At 49.7% G+C, this 22,194-nt stretch carries 19 protein-coding genes; 1 reads left to right on the top strand and 18 read right to left on the bottom strand.

What is annotated here, in order from left to right; translation table 11 throughout:
* Positions 1–6: 6 nt before the first annotated feature.
* From U1I11_RS07645 to U1I11_RS07630, 4 genes are all read right to left on the bottom strand, one after another.
* Entirely contained in the window at positions 7–333 is a 327-nt protein-coding gene (locus tag U1I11_RS07645; protein ID WP_322905316.1) for a helix-turn-helix domain-containing protein, read from the bottom strand.
* Between the two features lie 664 nt (positions 334–997).
* Positions 998–3,049 (bottom strand): ATP-dependent DNA helicase RecG, encoded by a 2,052-nt coding sequence (recG, locus tag U1I11_RS07640; protein WP_322905314.1) that lies wholly within the window; start codon positions 3,047–3,049, stop codon positions 998–1,000.
* Between the two features lie 14 nt (positions 3,050–3,063).
* The gene (locus U1I11_RS07635) at positions 3,064–3,924 is read right to left on the bottom strand and encodes a DegV family protein (RefSeq protein WP_322905312.1); all 861 of its coding nucleotides are present in this window, start codon (positions 3,922–3,924) and stop codon (positions 3,064–3,066) included.
* A 54-nt stretch (positions 3,925–3,978) separates the two neighbouring features.
* Positions 3,979–5,751, bottom strand: coding sequence for a DAK2 domain-containing protein (locus U1I11_RS07630; RefSeq protein WP_322905310.1), 1,773 nt, complete (start codon positions 5,749–5,751; stop codon positions 3,979–3,981).
* 571 nt (positions 5,752–6,322) lie between these two features.
* Here U1I11_RS07630 and rpmB point away from each other — a divergent pair.
* Complete coding sequence (rpmB, locus tag U1I11_RS07625) at positions 6,323–6,511, top strand: 50S ribosomal protein L28 (RefSeq protein WP_082472268.1); 189 nt, start codon at positions 6,323–6,325, stop codon at positions 6,509–6,511.
* A 127-nt stretch (positions 6,512–6,638) separates the two neighbouring features.
* Here rpmB and rpe read toward each other — a convergent pair whose 3' ends face one another.
* From rpe to U1I11_RS07555, 14 genes are all read right to left on the bottom strand, one after another.
* Positions 6,639–7,301 (bottom strand): ribulose-phosphate 3-epimerase, encoded by a 663-nt coding sequence (rpe, locus tag U1I11_RS07620; RefSeq protein WP_322905308.1) that lies wholly within the window; start codon positions 7,299–7,301, stop codon positions 6,639–6,641.
* Between the two features lie 3 nt (positions 7,302–7,304).
* Positions 7,305–8,228, bottom strand: coding sequence for a ribosome small subunit-dependent GTPase A (gene rsgA, locus U1I11_RS07615; RefSeq protein ID WP_322905306.1), 924 nt, complete (start codon positions 8,226–8,228; stop codon positions 7,305–7,307).
* 199 nt (positions 8,229–8,427) lie between these two features.
* Positions 8,428–10,659 (bottom strand): Stk1 family PASTA domain-containing Ser/Thr kinase, encoded by a 2,232-nt coding sequence (pknB, locus tag U1I11_RS07610; RefSeq protein WP_322905304.1) that lies wholly within the window; start codon positions 10,657–10,659, stop codon positions 8,428–8,430.
* On the bottom strand, positions 10,656–11,429 hold the full coding sequence (locus tag U1I11_RS07605; RefSeq protein WP_322905302.1) for a Stp1/IreP family PP2C-type Ser/Thr phosphatase: 774 nt from the start codon (positions 11,427–11,429) through the stop codon (positions 10,656–10,658). The genes pknB and U1I11_RS07605 overlap by 4 nt, the downstream gene beginning before the upstream one ends.
* 6 nt (positions 11,430–11,435) lie before the next feature.
* On the bottom strand, positions 11,436–12,482 hold the full coding sequence (rlmN, locus tag U1I11_RS07600) for a dual-specificity RNA methyltransferase RlmN (RefSeq protein WP_322905300.1): 1,047 nt from the start codon (positions 12,480–12,482) through the stop codon (positions 11,436–11,438).
* A 289-nt stretch (positions 12,483–12,771) separates the two neighbouring features.
* The gene (rsmB, locus tag U1I11_RS07595; RefSeq protein WP_416235600.1) at positions 12,772–14,277 is read right to left on the bottom strand and encodes a 16S rRNA (cytosine(967)-C(5))-methyltransferase RsmB; all 1,506 of its coding nucleotides are present in this window, start codon (positions 14,275–14,277) and stop codon (positions 12,772–12,774) included.
* Positions 14,274–15,209 carry a methionyl-tRNA formyltransferase gene (gene fmt, locus U1I11_RS07590; protein WP_322905750.1) on the bottom strand — a complete coding sequence of 312 codons (936 nt, stop codon included), beginning with the start codon at positions 15,207–15,209 and terminating at the stop codon, positions 14,274–14,276. Before fmt ends, rsmB begins: the two co-directional genes overlap by 4 nt.
* Before the next feature lie 21 nt (positions 15,210–15,230).
* The gene (def, locus tag U1I11_RS07585; RefSeq protein ID WP_322905298.1) at positions 15,231–15,710 is read right to left on the bottom strand and encodes a peptide deformylase; all 480 of its coding nucleotides are present in this window, start codon (positions 15,708–15,710) and stop codon (positions 15,231–15,233) included.
* A 139-nt stretch (positions 15,711–15,849) separates the two neighbouring features.
* Positions 15,850–18,402 (bottom strand): primosomal protein N', encoded by a 2,553-nt coding sequence (priA, locus tag U1I11_RS07580; RefSeq protein WP_322905297.1) that lies wholly within the window; start codon positions 18,400–18,402, stop codon positions 15,850–15,852.
* Positions 18,399–19,628: a bifunctional phosphopantothenoylcysteine decarboxylase/phosphopantothenate--cysteine ligase CoaBC gene (coaBC, locus tag U1I11_RS07575; protein WP_322905296.1), complete on the bottom strand. Its 1,230-nt coding sequence runs from the start codon at positions 19,626–19,628 to the stop codon at positions 18,399–18,401. Before coaBC ends, priA begins: the two co-directional genes overlap by 4 nt.
* Positions 19,629–20,059: 431 nt before the next feature.
* On the bottom strand, positions 20,060–20,290 hold the full coding sequence (rpoZ, locus tag U1I11_RS07570) for a DNA-directed RNA polymerase subunit omega (RefSeq protein WP_188775127.1): 231 nt from the start codon (positions 20,288–20,290) through the stop codon (positions 20,060–20,062).
* A 45-nt stretch (positions 20,291–20,335) separates the two neighbouring features.
* Entirely contained in the window at positions 20,336–20,908 is a 573-nt protein-coding gene (gene gmk, locus U1I11_RS07565) for a guanylate kinase (RefSeq protein WP_322905293.1), read from the bottom strand.
* Between the two features lie 58 nt (positions 20,909–20,966).
* Positions 20,967–21,227: an extracellular matrix/biofilm regulator RemA gene (gene remA, locus U1I11_RS07560; protein WP_017814687.1), complete on the bottom strand. Its 261-nt coding sequence runs from the start codon at positions 21,225–21,227 to the stop codon at positions 20,967–20,969.
* A gap of 63 nt (positions 21,228–21,290) precedes the next feature.
* Positions 21,291–22,181 carry a YicC/YloC family endoribonuclease gene (locus U1I11_RS07555; protein ID WP_322905290.1) on the bottom strand — a complete coding sequence of 297 codons (891 nt, stop codon included), beginning with the start codon at positions 22,179–22,181 and terminating at the stop codon, positions 21,291–21,293.
* Between the last annotated feature and the right edge of the window lie 13 nt (positions 22,182–22,194).

Below are 22,194 nucleotides of genomic sequence, written 5' to 3'. Positions count from 1 at the left end.
GCTCACCTACTTCTTCAACCCAATATAATCTTCAACCGCAAATAATAGTTCTTCTAATGCTTGTTTGGATCGACGATTCGATACCGCGCCTCGTAGCTGGACTGAACATCGTTTTTCTTCGGATGACGTGCTTTGGATTAGTTGTTCCACCGATACACCCATCAAGTTCGCCAATTGCACAATTCGTTTTGGCAACAATGTGCGATTGCCCGTCAACATGTGTCCGATCAATGATTTACTGACATGTAATTGATCAGCTAGCCATTGATGCGATTTGTCATGTTCCTGCATCCAAGCCTTTACCTTTTCAATAACAATTTCATTAGTGCGCATGTTACTCGCCTCCTTGACTACATTTATCATAACACAATCAATAATTTATTGTAGTCGACTACAATAAATTATTGAATTTGCATATCATTTCAAGTCTTATATAACAAAAAATGCGAAACTTCCAGCAACTGTATGTATGCTGGAAGTTCACGCTTTTTGGCGTTTATATGATGTTCTTAAACCTGTAACTAATGTTCTTACGATAGGAGTAACAAATGGCAAATAAGCCAAAAGCTATTTCAATCTACACTCCCGCACGGGGAGCGACATCCAACAACTTTTTCTTCTCTAATCGCTCCGATATTTCAATCTACACTCCCGCACGGGGAGCGACTGCGGACGCTCACACCCCTTGCTACGCAAGGCTTAACCCCCCAAAAAACGCGAACCCCCTTTTCAGACTACTGTAAAAAAGACCCAAAACACAACAAAATCGCCGCAATCCCTTACAGGGCAAGAAACGCGAACCTCCCAAGGATTTGATGTGAGCTTACGGTTCGCGCTAAAAACGATCATTCCGCTATTTACTACCCTATCTTTTATCGTAAACAAGCAAAAAAGACACCGGACTTCAACTCCGGTGCCCTACAATTTAAATTGTAATATCTATCCATATCAACCACTACAACCTACAACCGATCTCGCCCACATCCCCAAGCAACGATCAATCGATCAATTCCCCTTGAAACACCTGCTGCCGCATCAAATATTCGCGCAATCCTTCATATTCCGGCGAAGTCCAGAAAAACTCATCATTTACCAGCTTGGCGGCATCGTCGCGGGCGACTTCCAAAACTTCAAAATCGCTCATCATATCAGCGATTTTAAATTCGGGCAATCCACTTTGACGGGTACCGAAAAATTCGCCGGGACCGCGCAATTCCAAGTCGCGGCGAGATACTTCAAAGCCGTCGTCTGTCTCGGTCATCGCACGCATCCGCTCCTGTCCGATCTCCGACTTCGGATCAGCGACTAGAATACAAAACGATTCATGCTCTCCCCGTCCGACTCGTCCACGTAGCTGATGCAATTGCGATAACCCAAACCGATCCGCATCCATCACGACCATCAATGTCGCATTCGGCACATCTACTCCAACTTCCACAACCGTTGTAGAAACAAGCAGCTGGATATCGTTTGTATAAAAGGCGCGCATCGTTTCTTCTTTTTCGGCAGCATTCATCCGACCATGCAGTAGACCGACATGTACATCCGGCAATGACTGATCGAGCTGCACGTACAGATCGATCGCATTTTGCACATCCAGTTTGTCCGATTCTTCGATGAGCGGACAGATGACATACGCTTGTCTGCCTTGCTTAATTTCGCGTGAAATAAAGCCCATCACCCGATCCATCATATTGTGTTTGACCCAGTAGGTCGTAATCGGTTTACGTCCTTTCGGACGCTCAGCGATCGTAGACACATCCATATCGCCAAATGCCGTAATCGCCAGCGTACGTGGAATCGGTGTTGCAGTCATTGTCAGCACATCCGGGTCAAAGCCTTTGCGCCGTAAAATACTGCGCTGATTTACGCCGAAGCGATGCTGCTCATCTGTCACCACAAAGCCAAGACTGCGGAAAAAGACGTCTTCCTGAATTAACGCATGCGTACCGACGATAATATCGGTCATGCCCAATTGCAGCGAGGCGAGCAAGTCTTTACGTTTGCGCCCGGTCACACTGCTTGTCAACATATCCACCGTAATGCCAAACGGTTCAAACATCTTTTTCAGCGACCGTACATGCTGCTCCGCCAAAATCTCGGTTGGCACCATTAACGCGCCCTGATGACCGGATTTGACGGTCGCATACAGACCGATCGCTGCGACGACTGTTTTGCCGGAGCCAACATCGCCTTGCAGTAGCCGATTCATACTGTATGGCGAGCGCATGTCTTTGAGAATATCTAGCTCCACCTGCTTTTGCGCATCGGTTAGCTCAAATGGCAAGCTGCGCACAAATTCACGAATCGTCGCATTATCTGCCGTATGCACAATCCCGGTTTTGCGTTTGCGATTCATGCTGCGATACGCTTGCAGTTTAAGCTGAAACAGAAACAGTTCCTCGTATACCATCCGCCGCCGTGCTTGTTTGCCTTCGCCCATATCGTCCGGCTGATGAATTTGCCGGATTGCCTGTTTGCGTGACATCAGCTTGTACCGCTGTAGCAACGCTTGCGGCAGTACTTCCGGAATCATCTCACCGTATTGCTCCAGCGCCTGATGGATCATTTTGCGAATCCAGCTTTGCGTAATATTGCCGCCGATCGAATAGACCGGCTGCAAACTGCCGCTGCGCTGTGTGCCACGATCCGGAAATTCCGAATCGGTAATCGTCATCTGGGCGCGGCGCTGATCCCATTTGCCTGTCAAAATAATGTCGCGACCGGTCGTCAGCTGATCTTTCAGAAAATGACGATTAAACCAAGTCGCTTTTACCATCCAGTTATCTATCATCACATTACAGGTCAGGCGTGATTTTTTGCCGTAACGCTGCAATATCGGCAGACCGACAATTTTGCCTTCGACGGTAATTTTGTCACCGTCCTTCACATCCTGCAGCGCCCGCAGCCGGTAGTCTTCGTACCGGAACGGGAAATACTCCAGCAAATCAAGTACGGTAAAGATGCCAAAGGCGTGAAGCTCCCCCTCTTTGGAAGCACTCACGCCGTTGACCTGCCGAACGCCAATCTGATCCAGACTGATATTCATTGTTCATCCCTCATCTATTCCTCATCCGGCCAGGCATACACGGCAATCGTGCCCGCTCCCGTATGCGTACCGATTACAGGGCCGATCTCCGAATAGACCAGCTCTGTAATCTCATAATGCTCACGCAGCATCTGCAACAGCGGCTCACATGATGCACGATTTGCCGTATGTCCTAGCGCCAGATGGATTTTGCGTACAGTCAGCTTTTGACGCAGCATATCTACGATGCGTGCCATCGCTTTTTTCTGTCCGCGTACTTTTTCAACCGGGTAAATGACACCGTGCTCATCGATCGACAAAATCGGCTTCACATTCAGCAATGTGCCAAGCGTAGCGGACGCACGTCCAATCCGTCCGCCTTTGCGCAAATATTCCAGATCATCGACGAGAAAATACAGCTCACGCCCTGCTAGTAAACGCGCCACACTCGCCTGAATGTCTGCTACCGAAGCCCCCTGACGGGCAAGGCGCGCTGCATGCACAACCGCCATCCCATAACCATATGACGCCGACAAGGAGTCAATAATCGTAATGCGTTCTTCCTGTTCCACCATCGAACGACCGATCGTTGCCGACTGATACGTACCGCTCAAACCCGAAGAAAGATGGATCGAAATGATCTGACTGTCCGGGTGTTCATGCAGCAGACGCTCATACATTGCCGCATAATCAGCTGGTGACGGCTGTGATGTGGTTGGCAATTGCGCTGCTGCTGCCAAACGCTCGTAAAATTGCGCCGACGTAATATCGACACCATCGGCATACGAATCCTGTCCGAAAAACAGGCGCAGCGGAATGATCTGAATAGCGTACGCTTGAATTAGTTCTGCCGGAATATCGGCGGTACTTTCGGTTACAATAATCGGATACGCCATCTGGGTTCCTCCTCTATGAGACTGCGGCGAATCGCTCTGATCCTAAGCAGTGCATCAAGATTCAACAGAGAACAGATAATGATACACCGGCTGTCCGCCATTGTGAATTTCCAGCTCGGTATCCGGATAATGTGTTTCAATCCAGTTAGCAAGCTGGCTTGTATGCTCATCCGTAGCTTCACTGCCGGTCAGAATCGTAATCACTTCCTGACCGTCATCGATCATTGCGCTCAACAATTGCTGGCATGTTGCAACTAGCTCGGCTGCTGTCGCGACAATTTTGGAATTGTGAATACCGATATAATGACCTTGACGGATCGACATCTCATCCATCGTCGTATCGCGCACAGCCAGTGTCACCTGACCGGATTTCACATGGGTTAGCGCCTCATTCAAATTCGCTGTGTTCGTGTCCGCATCTTCATCTTCTTGGAAGGCAAATGCAGCCGCAATGCCTTGCGGAATACTTTTGCTCGGAATAACGGTCACTTGCCGCTGATCTTCCAACAAATCACGCGCCTGCTGAGCAGCGAGCACGATATTGGAGTTATTCGGCAAAATATAAATATGACGTGCAGACAAGCTTTCAATCGCTTTGACAAAATCCTCTGTGCTCGGATTCATCGTCTGTCCACCTGCCAAAATCACATCTACGCCGAGACTGCGGAAAATTTCTGCAATGCCGTCACCTGACGATACGGCGATCATGCCGTACGCTGCCACTTCTTCTGCCGGCACGGCAGCTTCGGTCTGCGGATTGATCGGCTCCTGCGGAATATCCGCAAATAGCTCCGGCGGTGGGGCAACGTCTAACCCTGCCGACAGCAAATCACGATGCTGCTCACGCATATTCAAAATATGAATTTGCGTAATTTCGCCGTATTGCAGTGCCAAATTGAGCACCTCACCCGGCGCTTTTGAATGCACATGCACTTTAATAATCTCATCGTCCGAAATGACGATAATCGAATCCCCATTAACCGCAAGCGCCTTCCGAAATTGTTCTTCATCAAAGCGCACCTGTGACGAACCGCCCAGCTTACGATTGATAAAAAACTCCATATCATACAAAAACTCGATATCATCGGTATCCAGCTTTGCCTGCGCTGACAACGGCGTATCGATCACTACCGCTGTAGCGGATGATGGAGCGGTCTGTCCGCCTGCTGCTGCATTCGCTTGTGACGCTGCATTGCCTGTAGCTGCTTGACCGTGCTGCAAATAGTGATAAAACCCTTCATAAATGTATACAAGCCCTTGCCCGCCCGAATCGACAACGCCAACTTGCTTCAGCACCGGCAATATTTCTTGCGTCTGTGCGAGCGTCGTCTGCGCTTGTTTGAGCACTTCGCCCATCAACTCGGTAATGTCGGTCGTGCGGCGTGCATAATAGACCGCATGTTTTGCCGCTTCACGTGCCACCGTCAAAATCGTTCCTTCGACCGGTTTGACTACCGCCTTGTAAGCTGTTTCTACCCCTTGCTGCAACGCTGCTGCAAACTGGGCTGCATTCAGCTCATCACGCGAAGCCGCAGAACGGCTAAATCCACGGAACAGTTGGGACAAAATCACACCGGAATTTCCGCGTGCTCCCATTAACAGTCCTTTGGACAGCACGGTTGCTGCTTGTCCGATTACAGGCAACGAGTTCAGCTTTAGCTCTGCTACCCCTGCTGTCATCGTCAAATTCATATTTGTTCCCGTATCACCATCCGGTACGGGAAACACATTTAAGGAATTGACATGCTCCGCATGCTCATGCAGTTTCTCCGCTCCAGCCAGTACCATTGCGGTAAAATCAACCCCGTTTAAAGAACGCTTGCTCAATGAAAAATCCCCTTCCTCATCTATCATCACGACTCGTATGATCCGGCTTGCCGAATTGCCTAAGCATAGCGATCATATTTGATTCCACATGTTATGATTGCTCATTTCGTTGTTATGATTGCTCATTTCACATTTGCCTGCATGCATTGCGTACATCTGATGTTGTCAGTACGTTCCAGCCTCGTCTAACGGTTTAAACATTGTCCATCGCCCATCGAAAACGAAGCGGTCTGACATACAGTACGCAATAGCCTAACAGTCGTTGCAGTTATTTTAGCACCATGTATTCGTACCAAGTACCAAGAACAGGCATTCGCCCACATAACAAGCATAAACAACGGCTAAATATACATCTTACGTCCGGTTTTCCGAAAATAAAACGCTTTTACATTTGTCCGCAAATAAGCTTGCTCCATTGCCAAAATGTCACACGGAACTATGTTACATTGTACTATAACCAAGTTCAGAAATAAATAAAGTATTTAGAAGTGTTGACGTTGCTTTCTTGACTATGATAATATGTTATGAGTGTTGTTTCCATGCACTTTTTTCGGAAATAGGAGGTGTAACTATGGCTCGTAAATGTTATGTAACTGGTAAAACTGCTGGTAGCGGTAACCACGTATCTCACGCAAACAACCGTAATCGTCGTACTTGGGGCGTGAACGTTCAAAAAGTTCGCATCTTGGTAGACGGTAAACCAAAGCGCGTATATGTAAGTACTCGTGCTCTGAAATCCGGTAAAGTTACTCGCGTATAATGATATGTCGATGAAGAAAGCACTCTCAACGAGAGTGCTTTTTTGCTATGCAGGGTACGGATGGCGATGTATAAATAAACAAAAGCGCAGCAAAAGTTATTTTACACTTTTGCTGCGCTGTTTAATATTACACCAAGCTATCCCGAATACTACGAATTGCTGCTGCGCGGTCTGGGGCGCCGAAGACGGCGCTGCCTGCGACGAGTACGTCTGCGCCAGCCTCAACTACTTGACGGGCTGTGGAAGCGGCGATGCCACCGTCTACTTCGATGTGGAGCGCGGTATGTCCGGTTTCGTTTGCCCATTGGCGAATTTCACGGATTTTGTGCACGGTGCGCGGGATAAATGACTGTCCGCCAAAGCCCGGGTTTACCGTCATAACAAGCACCATATCTATATCTTCCAACACTTCACGAATGACGCTTGCCGGGGTTGCCGGATTGAGCGCCACGCCTGCTTTGGCACCGTGTTCTTTGATCAGGTGGATAATGCGATGCAGATGGGTACACGCTTCGGCATGTACGGTAATCATCTGTGCGCCAGCTTTGACAAAGTCAGCGATATAGCGATCCGGGTTCTCGATCATCAGATGTACATCGATGAACAATCCGGTATGTGCGGACACTGCTTGCAACACCGGCGCGCCAAATGTAATGTTCGGCACAAAATGTCCATCCATCACGTCGACATGCAGCCAGTCGGCACCAGCACGTTCCACTTCTTTGACTTCGTCCAGCAAATGTCCAAAATCGGCGGACAAAATAGAAGGAGCAATTTTGATATTATGCATCGGTTAGTACCTCCGTTTCTCGTCTTTCATCTCCTGGTAAAACTGTTGATAATGTTTGTAGCGCGTAGCGGCAATTTCGCCAGCTTCTAGCGCTTCAATCACTTTACAGCCCGGCTCATGCAGATGGGTACAGCCACGGAACTTGCAGCCATCGGCATATTCGTTAAATTCACGAAAACAGGAGCCGAGGTTTTCTACGCCAAGCTGGGTAAAATTAAGCTGACTGAATCCCGGCGTATCGGCAACATAGCCGCCACCTTCCAGCTCAATCAGCTCAACATGACGTGTCGTATGTCGTCCACGTCCAAGCCGCATACTGATCTCGCTTGTATGCAAATCACTGCCCGGAATGATCTTGTTTAGCAGCGATGATTTGCCAACTCCGGATTGACCGGCAAACATGCTAATTTTGTTGTTCAGCTCCGCCCGAATTTGAGCGGTACCTAGCTCATTTTCCGCACTGGTCAAAATGACCTGATAGCCAATCCGTTCATACAGCTGTCTCGCCTGCTCCACTTCATCCAATGTAGCGCTATCTTGCGGGTCGAGCAAATCCATTTTCGTAAAGCAGATGAGTGGCTCTAATCCGGCATGCTCAATATGTACCAGAAATTTATCCAGCAAAATCAGGCTAAGATCAGGTTCCTTGACGGAAAAGAGCAGCACCGCTTGCCGAATATTCGCCACCGGAGGACGGATTAACTCCGTCTTCCGCGGCAAAATTTGCTCAACAGTGCCTTCTCCATTCTCAGTCAATGAATAGATGACTTCATCACCGACAAGTGGTGAGATGCCTTTTTTCTTAAAGATGCCTCTGGCGCGACATTGGACTGTGCCCGTCTCGGAGAGTGGGTTATCCCCGCTCTCCGTTTCCGGTTTAACATAATAATATCCGCTTAGCGCTTTGACAATTAAGCCTTCAGGCATGCCATCCGTCCTTTCATTTGTTAAGCTTGGCAATTTGGCGATAACCGTTATCTTATCGAACGATCTGTAAGGAAGTTTAAAGACATGCTCTCGTACGTTAACTAGAACTCATTTGCATGTTAAAGTTAGTTCAAGTCGGAAGGGATAACCGTACCGATGTATAACAAAAGATAAAATTGAACTTAGTTTAGGTACGAGCTTACGGTGTACTCGTTCCCGCAGCAGGGTCGGCGGCGGCTCCACTATTCCCGTTATTATTACCCGGTCCCTGGTTATCACTACCATTGCCGTTTCCATTATTTGCGCCATTGCCGTTGTCTGGAGTATTGCCATTTCCGCCTGCATTCGGATCGGTGCTTCCGTTACTAGGTGGCGGATTAGTCGGTTTCGTGTTTGCTCCGTTATCAGGAGGCGTCACTTCGCCGCTGTTGCTTGGCTCAACGATCCCTTCCTGTACCGTACCTTGCTTCGCATCATTGTAGCTAATCGCAAACGTATCGAGGAATTTTCCATCACGATACACTTTGACAACACCATTTTCGCTTGGATCAAGGATCATGTTCACTTGCAGCGTTTGACGCGAATCGATCGTTTTCGTGCCCCAGTTACGATCGGCACCACGCGCATCCGTATACAAAATATTAATTTTGCTCGGTTGACCTGCCGTTTTTGGAGGTACAGACACAGAATACGTAAAGTCGAGTGCTTCCGGTGGATAACCACTGCTAACCCATATGTCCACCTTGCTGCCTTTTGTCTGCGCTGATCCAGCTGGTGGATTTTGACGGGTTACTTTGCCTGCTTCGATCGTATAACTCGATTCTTGTTGTACATTACCGAGTTTGAAACCTGCCTTCGCTAATGTCGATTGTGCGGAAGATTGACCCGAATTAGTCAAGTCCGGCACGGTCGCTGTGGATGCGCCTTTGCTCACCACAAGTGTGACCGCCTGCGTTTCCGGTTTTACATCTTCATTGGCGCCCGGATTTTGATCGATGACGATGCCGCTGTCCACGCTATCGCTCGTCTTATCTTCACGGGTAATCTGATTATCTTTGAAGCCAAGCGCCAGCAACTGTTTGCGCGCATCGTCATAAGTCGTCTGCCCGTCTTTGAAGTCAGGCATTTTGATCGGGTCTTTGTCTACCGTTACACTAAGTGTCACTTGTGCACCTGATTTGACGATCGAATTCGGCTGCGGGTCTTGTGCAAACACGATGCCCGCCTCTTTGCCTTCCTGATATTCGTAATTGATCTTGTTCGATACGGTCAGCCCTAACGCTTCAAGCTGCTGCACCGCACTTTGCTCCGGTTGATTGAGCACGCTTGGCACAATGACATCTTTTGTATCCAATGTCGAGCTGACGTACATCACGATCGCAGTCATGATCAATAATACGACCACAACGAGCGATACCCATACCGCCGGCTTTTTCCAGAAGCTTTTCGGCTTTGCGGCAGGGCTTGTTCTGCCACGGTCGCGTTCCATATGACGAACATCCTCCTTTGCGGGCGGTGGGATCGGAATCGAATTGGGACGAATCGCTGATATGACTTTTGTCTGCTCATCATCGTCATGGCTCGGAAAATACATCTTTGTCTCCGTACTGCGCTCCGGCAGCAGACATGTATCCAAATCGAGCAGCATATCTTGTGCCGAATGATAACGTTCGGCTGGATTTTTGCGCATCGATTTGAGGATAATATTTTCTACACTTTGCGGGATTAACGGATTGATCAGACGTGGGTCTTCAAACTCATCTTGCAAATGTTTGAGCGCCACGCTGATCGGGCTTTCTCCTTGAAATGGCAATCTGCCGGTCAGCATCTGGTACAGCACGATGCCAAGCGAATACAAATCCGACTTTTCGCCGGTCGCTACACCTTTGGCATGTTCAGGTGAAAAATAATGCACCGAGCCGACAACCGAGCCGGTCTGTGTAATCGTCGTCGATGTGACCGCACGAGCGATCCCAAAATCCGTCACTTTCACACGACCGTTCAAACCGATCAATATATTATGCGGCTTGATATCCCGGTGAATGATCTGATTATGATGGGCATGTTCCAACGCATCACAAATTTGAGTCGCAATGCGAACCGCTTCTTCAACTGACAACGGTGCACGCGCTTTGATGATTTCGTTTAGATTTTGCCCGTTGACATACTCCATTACGATAAAATGAATATCGTCTTCCTGCCCCACATCATAAATGCTCACGACATTCGGATGGGATAGCGAAGCCGCCGATTGCGCCTCACGGCGAAAACGACGAATAAACTCCTCATCATACACAAATTGCTGCCGCAACACTTTAATTGCCACATGGCGATTTAACAGCACATCAAGCGCTTTGTATACAAGCGCCATACCACCGCCGCCGATTTCTTCCATAATTTCATAGCGTCCGCCCAGAATACGTCCGATCATGGCGTCCACCCCTTACGTTGTGAATCATATGTCGTTTTATCCAGTTCAAACAAGGCAACGGTAACATTATCTTCGCCGCCTGCTTCCAGTGCGAGTGCAATGAGATGACGGGCACGCTCATCCAGCTCAATCCCTGCCAGCGTCACCGTTTCGATCTGATCACCGGTAATCATATTGCTCAGCCCATCACTACAGAGCAGCAGCACATCACCGGACACCAGCTCGATCTCGTCCAATTCCACCTTTACCTCGGCATCGGTGCCAAGCGCACGTGTTAATACATTGCGACGCGGATGAGCGGCTGCTTCTTCCTCGCTAATTTGACCGGTTTTCAGCAGCTCATTCACCAGACTGTGATCTTGAGTGAGCAGACGCAATCCGTCTTCGCTAATCAAATAGGCACGGCTATCGCCAATATGACCGATAATGCCCTGATTTCCTTTCAACAATACGGCAACAATAGTCGTTCCCATATTATGATAGTCATCACTCATCTGCGCGGTATGAAAAACAACATCATTCGCATGTAAAATAGCATCGTGCAACGCGGCGCGGCATGCCTCAGCCGACAGCCCCGCTTCCAGGCCTTGCAAATCCGAAATTACAGTTTGCACAGCCAGACGGCTCGCGGTATCGCCTGCACGATGTCCACCCATACCATCCGCTACAATACCAAGCACATACTCATCCTGTATATTGCCAACCCAAACGGAATCTTCATTTACCTGTCTGACGCGTCCCTTATCACTCAACTGTGCTGTTTTCATCAACACCGATCACCTCGCAGTCGACTCCATGTGCTTCGCACGTAATTGTCCGCAAGCGGCAGCGATATCATGTCCCTGCTCACGACGAATCGTTACGTTCACACCTTTGTCTGCCAGAATACGTTGAAACTCGAAAATATCTTTACGCGGAGTGCGTACATAATCGCGCTCAGGCACATAGTTAACCGGAATCAGATTGACGTGGCACATCATATCTTTGAGCACGTTAGCCAGTTCCTCGGCATGTTCTGGACGATCATTAACGCCACCGATCAATGCGTATTCAAATGTAATTCGACGACCGGTTTTTGCCATATAATGACGCAACGATTCCATGACATCATCAAACGGGAAGCGGCGGTTAACCGGCATTAGCTTGGAACGCAGCTTATCGTTGGGCGCGTGGATCGAAATCGCCAGATTGATCTGTGTATTCTCATCCGTAAATTTGTAAATGCTTGGTACGATCCCGCTTGTCGATACGGTAATATGGCGTTGTCCGATGTTAAGCCCTTTTTCGTGAATCATAATGCGTAGAAATTTCATCGTTGCATCGTAGTTCTCAAACGGCTCACCCGAACCCATAATGACGATGCTGCTGACACGCTCATTCGTTTCATCCAAAATCTTTTGCGCTTGTACGACTTGGGCGACGATCTCGCCAGCCGTCAAATTACGCTTCAGACCGCCCAGCGTAGACGCGCAAAATGTACAACCGATCCGGCAGCCAACCTGTGTCGTTACACAGATGCTGTTACCATAGTTATGGCGCATAATAACCGTTTCGATCGCATGGTTATCGTGCAAACCGAACAGAAATTTAACCGTACCGTCCTTCGATTGCAGCTTTGTAATTTCATTTAACATGACAAAAGAAAACTGGTCGTTCAGCTTGGCACGCAGCCCTTTGGAAAGGTTCGTCATTTCCTCAAACGAAAATACGCGCTTCACATACAGCCAGTCAAAAATTTGTGCTGCCCGGAATGCAGGCTCATTATTCTCTTTCACCCAGTCCTGAAGGTCCTCCAGGGAGAAATCGTATATAAAGGGTTTCATTGGATTTATCACACCTATTCTTCATATCTTAAATTTGTTCGTTCGCTTGCCGTGGTCACCTATACAATATAACAGCTGTTACTTACTATCGGGTTCACATCTTTACTATTTTAGCACAAAACAAACAAAGCCTAAAGAGGCGCGTTGCCAATCGGTGCCACAATAAGTTTGAAGCATCTGGTGACGCGCCAGCTATAGGCTCTGTTGGTGTAATTCGCTTCATTGCTTCATTGCAACGATAGTGCATTCCTTTTCCGTCTCCGCTCCAACGGGCTGTATAGAGCTACGTTTATGCTTTCCGGCGCAGCGCAGCGATATAAAATCCATCCGAATGATAATGTTGCGGCAAAATTTGTACGCCGAGCGCCGTCTTATCCGAGCTGGCATCCTGTGTCATTTTGTCCGTAAACAATGGTACGACGACCGGCTCAAATTCGGGATGTGCTTCCACAAAGCTGCGCACCACATCTTCATTCTCGCTCTGTTCAATCGTACAGGTGCTGTACACAAGTATACCGTCCGGTTTAAGCAATCCGCAAATGCGTTCCAGCAAGCGGCGCTGCAAAGCGGCAATCTCCTTAATGTCGGATGCGGACTTGTTCCATTTTAAATCCGGCTTGCGGCGAATGACGCCAAGCCCCGAACACGGCGCATCCAGCAAAATGCGATCAAACGAGGCAACCGGATATCGTTCCGCCAGCATCATCGCATCGCCTACCGCTGTATCGATGATCGATAGATGCAGACGCTGTGCCTGATCGTCGATCAGTTTGCGTTTGTGCTCATGAATATCGTTGGCGATAATATGACCTTTATTTTGCATTTTTTCCGCCAAATGAGCGGTTTTGCCGCCTGGTGCTGCACAGCAGTCCAGCACGCTCATACCTGGCTGCGGCTGCACCGCTTCGGCAACGAGCATCGAGCTTTCGTCCTGAATCGACAGCAAGCCGTCACGATACCAGTCCGTCAATGCCATATTGCCGCTACCGCCAACGAGAATGCCATCCGGCGCAAGCGCGGACGGCTGTGCATAATAACCCGCTTCGTTCAGCATTGCCAACATCTGCTCACGTGTCGTTGCATAGGTATTCACACGCACGCTTACGGCAGGCGGCTCATTGTTGGACATGCAAATCTGCTCGGTAACCGTTTCGCCAAATTGCCCGATCCAGCGCTCGACGAGCCATTCCGGGTGAGAATAGTGCAGCGCGATCCGCTGTATGGCAGACAGTCCTTCGGGAATGACCAGCTCATCCAACTGGCGCAGCACATTGCGCAGCACGCCATTGACCATACCGGAAACCCCTTGATGCCCACGCCGCTTGGCGATATTAACCGCTTCATTGACCGCTGCATGCGGCGGAATCCGGTCGAGATAATAAATTTGGTAAAAGCTTAGCCGCAGCAAGCTGCGCACCCACGGCTGCAACTTGTGCATTCCTTTTGCTACAAAACGACCGAGAAAATAATCAATCGTATTCAAATGCGAAATCGTACCGTATACGATCTCGGTCGTCAGCCCGGCGTCCGCACGCTCCAAACCAGCTTGCAGCAACGCCTGATTCAATTGCAAATTGCTGTAAGAGCCGCTTGACTCCACATCGGTCAGCACATTCAGTGCCACATCACGTGCTGACAGTTTGCGTGCTCCAGCTGGCTTGTTAGCTTGCGGTTTACCGCCGCTGTTATTGTTGCTACGATTCGCCGACGATGATGGTCGTGTGCCCTGACCGTCTTTGGCGCTAGCCGATGATGGCTGTCCCGGACGACGCGGGCGTTTATCAAATGAATTCACGATAACACCGTTCCTGTAGCCATTGCATTTCCGCGTGCAAAATCGGCGGCACGCAGCGCTTTTTTACCGGCAGGCTGTACTTCGGTTAGCGTGAGCACACCATCACCTGTGCGAATCACAATCCCGTTTTTGTTCAAATCAACTACAGTGCCTGGCACCGCCTCGGCAGCACCGCTTGGCAACGCATCATCCGCTTGCGGTTTGAGCGTTTTCCATACTTTAAACACATCGCCATTCCATAGCGTAAATCCGCCTGCAAACGGCACCAGACCGCGAATTTGGTTGTAAATGGCACGACTGTCTTTGTTCCAGTCGATTTTCTCGTCTTCACGCGTCAAATTCGGCGCATACGTCGCTTCATCGTCATTTTGCGGCTCAGCCTCCACTTTGCCTGTCAGCAGGCGCGGCAGCTGTTGTTGTAGTAGCTCGGCACCGGCTACGCTCATTTTGGCAAACAATGTGCCGGATGTATCTTCATCGGTAATCGGCACTTCCAGACGTGCGATCATATCGCCGGTATCAAGCCCTTCCGCCATATACATAAGCGTAATGCCGGTTACGGTTTCGCCGTTAATAATGCAGCGCTGAATCGGTGCACCACCGCGATATTTAGGCAGCAGCGAACCGTGTATGTTCACACAGCCAAGCGGTGGCAGCTCGAGCACAGCTTTTGGTAAAATTTGTCCGTACGCTGCAGTGACGATCAGGTCAGGCTCATATGCCGCCAACTCAGCGACCGCTTCCGGATTGCGCATCCGCAACGGCTGCAATACAGGCAGACCATGTTCCAGTGCAGCGGCTTTGACCGGCGATGGTGTCAAAATTTTTTTGCGGCCTTGCGGTTTGTCGGGCTGTGTCACGACGCAGACTACATTCATGCCTTGTTCCAGCAGCAGTTTGAGGCTCGCTACCGCAAAATCAGGCGTTCCCATAAAAGCGATTCTGGTCAATGTTTATTCCCCTTCCTCATCCAGTCTGCGATCATACACACGCTCAGCGATATCGGTGAACAGCACACCGTTCAGATGATCGATCTCATGCTGCAATGCACGCGCCAGCAATTCGCGTCCGGTGACCGTAATTTCGTTGCCGTCACGATCCAAACCTTTTACCGTTACTTCCATCGCCCGGCGCACTTCACCGTTCAGCGCCGGAATGCTTAAACATCCTTCCGTACCCAGCTGCTCGCCGCTGCTCGCCACAATTTCAGGGTTAATCAGCTCGATCAGACCGTGCTCATCGCCTACGTCAACGACGATGGCACGCTTCAAAATGCCGACCTGTGGTGCGGCAAGCCCTACGCCATTAGCGTCATACATCGTTTCCGCCATATCGGTCAGCAGCTTTTGCACATTCGGTGTAATTTTAGTAATTTCTTTGGCGCGTTTGTGTAACACTTCATCCGGTTCTTTGACAATAATACGAATAGCCATCGTCTCATCCATCCTTTACGTCATATCAGTTAATTTTGTGTACTTGTCATTCCTAATCCGCAAACAGTAGCCCCGCCACTCATGCTGCACCCTACTATAGGCGTTTGCACGAGCAATCGGGGCAGTTTGTCAATTTGTGTTACATCATCACCTGTGGATCAACATCGATGCTGATCAACAAATCTTTGTCGCGCGCGCTGTCTTGCAGCTGCTGAGCTACAAATTCAGCTAGTCGAGGAACGTCCATATCTCCACGCCATTTTATCATACATTGGAATCGGTATCTATTTTTTAACCTTGGAATTGGTGAAGCGACCGGTCCAAGCACATCGAGCGCCTCGGATGAGAAACGTTCCAGACTGCCTAACCAGCCGACACGCTGTGCCTGATCTTTGACCATTTGCACATAATTTTCGGCGATGCGTACGAGCAGCGGCAACTTTTCATGCGAAAAAGTAATCAGCGCCAACCGACAATATGGCGGATAGCTTAGCACCTGACGATGCTTCAATTCTTCACGCACAAACGAAGCGTAATCATGACGACTTGCATGCACGACCGAATAATGATCCGGGTTGTACGTCTGTACGATCACCTCACCAGGCAAATGATGTCTACCCGCGCGTCCCGCCACCTGAGTCAACAGTTGAAACGTCTTTTCACCCGCCCGGAAATCAGGTAGATGGAGCGCCGAATCGGCTGCGATGACCCCAACTAGCGTCACATCGGGGAAATCAAGCCCTTTTGCGACCATTTGTGTACCAAGCAGCAAATCAGCCTGCCGATCGCGGAATATGTTCAGCAGCTTTTCATGCGAACCTTTCTGCGTCGTCGTGTCCACATCCATGCGCACGACGCGAATACCCGGAAACAGCTTAGCCAGCTCCTCCTCCACCCGCTGTGTACCGGTGCCAAAATAACGAATATGCTCGCTGCCACACTCTGGGCAAACTTCCGGTGCTGGCTGGGCGTGCCCGCAATAATGACAACGCAAATTGTTGGAACGCTGGTGGAACGTGAGCGAAATATCGCAGTTTGGACATTCCGCTACATAACCGCATGTGCGGCACATGACAAAGGTTGAATGTCCACGCCGATTGAGCAGCAGTACGATCTGCTGTTGTTTCTCCAACCGATCAGCGATCGCTTCATGCAGTGGGCGGCTGAACATCGAACGATTGCCTTCTTTCAGTTCCTCACGCATATCAACGATCTGTACCGCTGGTAGCTCACTACCAAGCGCACGACCGTGAATTTCCAGCAACATCGGTTTAAATTCCTCATTGCTTTGCGAACGTGACGCATGATAACTTTCCAGCGACGGGGTTGCCGAGCCGAGAATCACGACGGCTTGATGCTGATGGGCACGGTGTACCGCCACATCGCGCGCATGGTATTTCGGGCTTTCCTCCTGCTTATACGATGTTTCATGCTCCTCATCCATAATGATCAACCCGAGATGGGCAAATGGGGCAAAAATCGCGGAGCGTGCTCCGATCGCGACCAGCGCCTGACCTTCCCGAATTTTGCGCCATTCATCATACCGTTCGCCACTGGATAGCCGGCTGTGCAGCACGGCAACATGATCGCCAAACCGACTTTTAAAACGTTCGACCATCTGCGGAGTGAGCGAAATTTCCGGCACGAGCATAATCGCTTGGCGCCCTTGCTCCATCACACGCTGAATCGATTGCAAATACACTTCCGTTTTGCCGCTACCGGTAATGCCGTGCACGAGAAATTCGCCTTCGGTACGGCTATCGATCCGCTGTGCGATCGCGTTATACACTATTTGCTGCTCAGCGGTCAGCACAAACGGCTGGCTCGGTTTAAAATGTCGATCCTTGTACGGATCGCGAAATACCTCGGTATCTTGAATCGCAATATAGCCTTTGTCGGCAAGCGCTTTGACCGTACCCGCCGTAACGCCAAGCACAGTTAAAATCTGCTTCAGCGCTACTTCGCCGCCGATATCCGCGATAAAAGCAAGCACTTCCTTTTGCCGACTCGCCCGCGCCGGGAATTCATCGATAATGGTGCGAATATCGTCTTCCGGCAGCCGTAATGCAACGGTGCGTACCGTCTTTTTCTGCACTTTATCGCGAATGCTGCGCGTCTCCGCCAGTACGCCGCGTTGCAGCAGACGTTTGATCGTATCCGCTTGCCCGGCAAATTTGCGGCTTAAATGCTCCATCCGCACTTCCTGCTGCTTGCGAATATGCGCCACGATTGCCGCTTCCGCTTCATCCAGCTCATCCACCGTTTCGAACAATACCGGCTCATCGTCCACTCCTGTTACAGACTGTTCACGTTCGCCCCATTCCGCCGGATCAGCTACGCGAATATAACGCTCTGCTTTCCCTTTAAGCGCTGCGGGCAACATCGCTTGCAGCGCCGTAATCCGGTGGCATGCATAACGCGCACTCATCCAAGCGGACAACTCGATCAAATCTTCAGATAGCGGTGGCACCAGATCAAGCAGTTCTTTAAGCGGCTTCAGCTTGATATCCGGCGTTTCCGCTTGCTCGGCAAGCCCGATTACAAACCCTTGCAACGTACGCGAACCAAATGGCACACCGACACGGCTGCCGATTTCCAGCCAGCCTTGCATCGAATCCGGAATTAAATAATCAAACGGTCGGTCAGTGCCACGGCTCGGAACATCAACGATCACCCTGGCAATCCGGCTCATCGTGCAGACACCCCGCTCATACGCTGCGCCGCCAGTTGCAATAAGCGGGCAGCGACCTCGTCTTTGCTCAGCAGCGGCACATCAGCTGCTAGCCCATGTTTATCAAAAATTTGCACCCGGTTCGTATCGGTGCCAAAGCCTGCACCAACAGCAGTCACATCGTTGGCTACAATCAAATCGCAGCGTTTGCGCTCCAGCTTGTCCATCGCATATTGTGCCACTTGTTCGGTTTCCGCAGCAAAGCCGATTAGAAATTGATCCGTTTTGCGCTCGCCCAAACTTTGCAAAATATCAACCGTCTTTTCCAGCTCCAGTATGAGTTCGGCATCTTTCTTTTTCATTTTGGTCGTATGCACCGTTTTGGGACGGTAATCCGCAACCGCAGCGGTTTGCACCATCAGATCGGTATCGCCCCATTCCGCCAGTACTGCTTCATACATCTGCTGTGCCGATTGGACGCGAATCGTCTCGATCTCGGCTGGCAGTGGCACTTGAACCGAGGCGGCGATCAGTTTGACTTTCGCTCCCATTCGCTGCGCCATTCGTGCGACCGCGATGCCCATTTTGCCGGAGGAATCATTCGTAATATAACGAACCGGATCGATGCGTTCGATCGTTCCGCCTGCCGTAACCGTCACTTTGCGCCCAGACAGCAGCCCGGCAAGCTGACGTTCACGCGCCTGATCGGCAAAATATTGCTGTACGACCGCGATAATCGTGTCCGGTTCTTCCAGACGACCTTTGCCTACATAACCACATGCCAGCATACCTTCACCTGGTTCGACCATCATCACACCGCGTTCAACTAGTGTATTCATATGACCAACAATTGCCGGATGCTGGTACATATGCACATTCATCGCTGGCGCGACCATGATCGGTGCCGTCGTTGCTAGCAGCAGCGAAGTGAGCATGTCATCCGCCAGACCGAGCGCCATTTTGGAAATCGTATTTGCGGTTGCTGGCGCGATCAGCACCAGATCAGCAAGATCAGCGAGATGAATATGGGTCACGACTTCAGGATTGCGTTCATCAAATGTATCGATATGGACAGGGTTGCGCGATAATGTTTGCAAAGTCAGCTCGGTAATAAACTTAGCAGCCGCTTCAGTCATCACCACATGCACATCGGCTCCCTGCTTCACTAGCCCACTACAGAGCGCAGCGGCTTTATAAGCGGCAATACCACCGGTAACGCCGAGCACGATCTTTTTGCCTTTTAGCATCGTATTCCCTGCTTTCATTTTGAAATCACTGCCTAGCGCAGCAGTGTTAATCGGTTAAATCAGCATTCACCATATGCTACCGACATTTTTTATGAAATTACACACTCAACCCGTTTCTTCTGCACTGTATAAAACAAGGTACTCGCTTCATCAACGATATCGTTGTTCCAGCGCTCAACGCTTCCGAAACCCAAATGATCGCTTACGTCGCCCACCTTGATATTCAAACTAAAAAGGACTGAGAAATCGTCTTCTCAATCCCTTTATTATACCGCTAATCGTACCAAAAGGGTACACGTATTCGTCTATGCTCTATCCCGTGTTCCGATCATATGACGAGCATTTTCACACAAAAAATAACAACCTCACGGTTGTTATCATTGCCCTTACCTGACCGTACAGCATAACGATGCTGCCCGAGGAAGAAGGATTTAGTTTTCGCGGTCGCTTTGTTCCAGTTCCGCTTCGGTACGACGCTCGATCTTAATGTTGTCGTTGTAAATTTCTTCCAGTGCTACACCGACAAATTTGTGAGCTTTTGGATGATGCAATTCGCTTTTGCTGCCATCGCGCAGTTGTCTTGCACGACGGGAAGCTGCTACTACGAGCGAGTATTTGCTGTCTACTTTGTTCATCATTTCATCAATGGACGGATATAACATAGTTTTCGCACCTCATATTCTGTCGGAACATTTACGCTCCGAAACTTATTTACGAATCTTGCAATGTTCGGCAACGATAATGCTTTCGATCCGCTGGCACGCCAGTTCGATCTCGTCATTTACAACCGAGTAATCATAATGCTTCATCATTTCCAGCTCATCCGCTGCCACCGTCATGCGATTGTTGATCGTATCGACCGTTTCCGTACCGCGATTTTGCAGACGGTTTTGCAATTCTTCAAACGAAGGAGGCGTCAGGAAAATAAACACACCTTCAGGAAACTTTTCCATTACCTTTAGTGCGCCCTGCACTTCGATTTCCAGAAAAATATCGTTGCCCGCTTCCAGTGTGCGTTCCACAAAATCGCGCGGTGTACCGTAATGATTGCCTACGTATTCCGCGTATTCCAGCAGCATATCGTGTGCAATCATATTTTGAAACTCAGCGCGTGTTTTGAAGAAATAGTTAACCCCATCCACTTCACCGGCACGCGGCTGACGAGTGGTCGCGGACACCGAATAGATTAGCTCCGGCTTGCGTAAGCGCAGCTCTGCGCTGACGGTTCCTTTGCCGACACCGGACGGGCCGGACAGTACAAATAATAATCCTTTAGACATGATACACTCCAATGTAGACTGCCGGCGCTGTATCCAGCTACCGGCAGTCTGATTTTGTTTATTCGTCGTTATCGTCGTCCTTAAGGGACAAACGATGCGCTACGGTTTCCGGCTGAACTGCCGATAAAATGACGTGATCACTATCGGTAATAATGACCGCGCGTGTACGTCGACCATAGGTTGCATCAATCAGCATATGGCGATCGCGCGCCTCCTGAATAATCCGTTTAATCGGTGCGGATTCCGGGCTTACGATAGAAATGATCCGGTTCGCGGATACGATATTACCAAAGCCAATATTGATAAGTTTGATTGCCATGTTCAGGTTTTTCCCCCTATGCATTTGACTCCATCGCGCCGAAACTCAGGTCGCTGCTTAGTCTTATTCCAAATTGGCGGCTTGTTCACGGATTTTTTCCAGCTCCGCTTTCATCTCGACGACATGATTCACTAGAGCCAGATGATTAGCTTTGGAACCGATCGTATTGACTTCCCGGTTCATTTCCTGAAGCAGGAAATCGAGCTTACGACCGATCGAATCATCGCTGTCCAGCAATTGCCGGAACTGCTCAAAATGACTCGCCAGCCTAGTCAATTCCTCATCGATATTGGAACGATCGGCAAAGATCGCTATCTCCATGCCGATTCTTGATTCATCCCAGTGAAAGCTGCCGTCCTGAAGCTCATTTAACCGCTGCTTCATCCGTGTACGGTATTCTTCCACCACCGTGGGCGCAAGCTCTCGCATCTCCTTATAAAGCTGTTCCAAATGAGCAAGCCTGCCCTGCAAGTCAAAGACCAAATGCCGACCTTCACGCACCCGCATGTCCACTAGGCCGTTCAGCGCCTCGTCCAATCCTTGCCTTAACAGCATCTGTAGCCGTTCGGAATCATGTTCCGGTTGGCTATGCTCCTGCACAGTCATCACACCAGGCAACGCAAGCAGCTGGCTAACTTCCAATACACCTGCCACCTCGTCATGTTGCTTCAGCTCTGCCGCCGCTGCAATATAAGCTGCTGCTGCCTCATGATTGAGCTGAAGGGATGACGGTTGCCCATCATCCTGTTCTTTATTTACAAATACGTCAATCCGTCCACGCTTCACTTTGCTCTGTACGAGTTTGCGCAGGCTGTCTTCCAACATTGCCCATTCACGCGGCATGCGAAGCATCACCTCGCAATAGCGATGGTTTACAGATTTGACTTCAATCTGGATTTTGTAGCCACCGTATTCCACGGCGGACTGACCGTATCCGGTCATACTGAATGACATCGGCATCACATCC

Origin of the sequence: Paenibacillus campi, assembly GCF_034659835.1 — a bacterium.
Lineage (GTDB): Bacteria > Bacillota > Bacilli > Paenibacillales > Paenibacillaceae > Saccharibacillus > Saccharibacillus campi.
Note: the sequence above shows the minus strand (reverse complement) of the source record. Positions and strands in the feature narration are given on the sequence as shown.